This window comes from Haloarcula sp. CGMCC 1.2071 (genome assembly GCF_037078445.1).
Lineage (GTDB): Archaea > Halobacteriota > Halobacteria > Halobacteriales > Haloarculaceae > Haloarcula > Haloarcula amylolytica.
The window spans coordinates 1-587 of record NZ_JAYMGY010000061.1 but is presented as its reverse complement, the minus strand read 5'-3'; the positions used below and the strand labels follow the sequence as shown (position 1 = coordinate 587).

At 50.6% G+C, this 587-nt stretch carries 2 pseudogenes; one reads left to right on the top strand and one right to left on the bottom strand.

Annotated elements, in window-relative coordinates:
• Positions 1-30: 30 nt before the first annotated feature.
• Positions 31-126, bottom strand: a pseudogene (locus tag VI234_RS21220) (IS1595 family transposase); the annotation flags it as partial.
• Between VI234_RS21220 and VI234_RS21215 the strand changes: the two are divergent.
• A pseudogene (locus VI234_RS21215) lies at positions 124-516 on the top strand (cell division control protein Cdc6); the annotation flags it as partial. The pseudogenes VI234_RS21220 and VI234_RS21215 overlap by 3 nt on opposite strands.
• Positions 517-587 lie beyond the last annotated feature (71 nt).

Here is a 587-nt window from a genome sequence, read left to right as displayed (position 1 = left end):
ACGCTCTTGGGTAAGCGATTGTTGGTGGCGTCATAGCGCTGTTTCAAGGATGATTTTGAGCGCTTCGTCGCCGGGTTTTCGGCGGACGCATTTTCGAAGCAGTAACGCTCTGAGACAGGGTGTGAGGATGAACTCGAAAAGAACCAGCTCTACGGGGGTATGCAAGAACTTACGACACAGGGACACGCTGTCTTGTGTGCGCTTGCATATCACCAGGCGCTTGACGAAGTTCCTATTCGTTCTCGTGACCTTTACGACCGGCTCGATGCCGATAGCGTTAGCGAACGGCGTGTCCGTGACCATCTATCGGATATGAATATGCTCGGACTCATCAGCGTGTACGAGCGCAATGAAGGTCTTTCCGCTGGTCGCTATCACGAATACGAACTTGATGTTCCGCTCAAAGCCGTCCTTGATGTCTAGCTGTCGACCTCGCGATTCGAAGAAGTCGCGAATATCATCCAATCAACCGCTGAAGACAACAATATGCTGCAAGCAAATCTTTCGAATTACTGAATCACGCTTTCACCAATAGCTTCGGAAATGGTGGTGTGTAGCTGCGGAAACAGTGGTGTGTTTCGGTATTG